Annotated in this window: 3 protein-coding genes; 2 read left to right on the top strand and 1 reads right to left on the bottom strand. The window is 71.9% G+C overall.

The features are described from left to right. Nucleotides 1-229: 229 nt before the first annotated feature. A complete protein-coding gene (locus tag AC27KI_RS23795) occupies nt 230-487 on the top strand; it encodes a hypothetical protein (protein ID WP_272564030.1) in 258 nt (85 codons plus the stop codon). An 80-nt stretch (nt 488-567) separates the two neighbouring features. On the opposite strand, the gene AC27KI_RS23800 is transcribed toward AC27KI_RS23795, so the two are convergent. Continuing rightward, nucleotides 568-1,500 carry a M14 family metallopeptidase gene (locus AC27KI_RS23800; protein WP_317354102.1) on the bottom strand — a complete coding sequence of 311 codons (933 nt, stop codon included), beginning with the start codon at nt 1,498-1,500 and terminating at the stop codon, nt 568-570. 212 nt (nt 1,501-1,712) lie between these two features. Between AC27KI_RS23800 and AC27KI_RS23805 the strand changes: the two genes are divergently transcribed. Continuing rightward, nucleotides 1,713-1,897, top strand: a 185-nt coding sequence (locus AC27KI_RS23805) for a hypothetical protein (protein WP_487116195.1), incomplete at its 3' end; no start/stop codon positions are given.

The following is a 1,897-nucleotide window of genomic DNA, read 5'->3' on the forward strand; positions in this document are numbered from 1 at the left end:
CGGCGTGGGGGTGGCGGGGCTCAACGCCCTGGCGATGGTGCACGACGCCCGGCTGGCGCGGGGTGCGCCGGCTCCGGCCGCGCCGCCGGCCTGACGCCTTCAAGCGGCGATTCTTGCACCGCAGCAATTCGGGAACGGGTCCGACACGCCGGCCCTGGCGCCTGCCATGTAATGGGTTTCAGCTGCGCGGGTTCCGTGCAGCCCCCGCAACCCCGAGGAGGACCATCCCATGAAGCAACACGCCACCATCCGCGGAGAAGTCACGTACCGCGAAGGCGACGGCATGCCGATCGCCATTCCCGAGGGCCCTGTCGAACTCGCCCACGCCCCCGACAGCGTGACACTGAGCTGGACGGCGGACAACGACGCCGCCGGCCTGGCCGCTATGCCGCGCGACCAGTACGAGCTCTACGTGCAGGACGGCAAGATCCTGCCCAAGGGCGGCCAGGCGGAGCAGGAAGACCACGTGGCCCCGGCCAGCGCCTGACCTCCCCCGCCATTTCATGACCCAACCGCTGCAGCGGCGGCCGCCCCCGCCGCCGCTGCACGCCATTTACGACCTCAGACTCAGGGCACGGGGCGGGTGAGGTACACCGCCTCGCGGCCCACGATGGGCGCTCGCGTGGGCATCATCACCGTGCAGCCGTCGCACAGCGCGCGGATCTCCTGCGCGCCGTCGGTGGCGATCAGCTCGCCCTCGGCAAACACCTCGAACCCCACCAGCGGCCGCGTGAAGCGGAACTCCGGCGTCGTCACCATGCAGGTTTGGAGCAGCTCGTAGCGGCGCTGCGGACCGGGCGCAGGCCGCTCGCGTTCGATCAGCCCGAAGTACCCCAGAAAATCCAGTGCCGCCGTGGTGGCCACCTCGCCCGCCGAGCGCAAAAAGTGCTGCCCGCACTCCACCACCAGCCCCGTGCCCGCGCCGCCCGCCTCCCCCAGGCGGCCGTGCTGGATCAGCGGCGTGCCCGACCCCAGCCCGCTGGGCATGAGCAGGTGCACGCCCGGCCGGCCGATGGCGCAGGCCACTTCGGTATTGCGCGAATAGGCGGGGTACACCCAGAACGGCTCCACGTCCTGGCTGGTGGAGTGGATGTCCAGCACGTGGTCGGCCGCGGCCACCACGGGGCGCAACTCGCGCGCGCGGCGCATCTCGATGCTGTCCAGGCTGCCGTCCAGCTCGGCGGCCGACCACACGCGGTTGAGGTTGTGGTCGATCTGGCGGCTGTCGAACGGCCGGCTCTCGTCGAACGATTCGTAGGCCTGCACGTTGGCGAAGCTGATGGTGAGCGTGCCCTTCAACGGGCGCACGCCGCTGTCCAGCAGGTGCGTGGCGGCCACCATGCCGCAGATCTCGTTGCCATGCGTGAGCGCATTGATGAGCACGTGCGGCCCGGGCTGGCCCGAGGCGAAACGGTGCACGTAGGGGATGCCGGTGTTGCCCTCGCGGTAGGCGGACAGATCGCGGGGCAGGACTTCGAACAGGGGCGGGGTGAGGGTCATCGCGGTGCGGCGGAGGGCGCCATCGGCTGCGGCGGCCCGTCCGGGGTGAAGGTGGTGGGGAAGCCGGCCATCGTAGCCGCACCGCGCGGCCTTTGCAGGGCCCGGCGCGGTCCCCGTCACGCCATGCCGGACACCGGAATGGCGCTCTTGTACGATCGCCGGCACCGGCCCCCGCCCTTGGGAGCGGTCCGCGCAACCCACCCCCCCTGTCCATGACCCCGCCCTCCATCACGTGGCTCCCGCTCGCGCAAGCACACGCGCGTTGGCCCGGCGGCTGGCGCGAGGCATTGGCCAGGGCGCGCGGCACGGCCCCGCCGCTCGCGGACGCCAGCCGGGTGTACTGCGTGGAGGGCCCTCTGTCGCTGCCCGAACTGGCCTGGGATGGGACAGCGCCCTG

It is taken from the genome of Acidovorax sp. KPB24-03, from assembly GCF_057546605.1.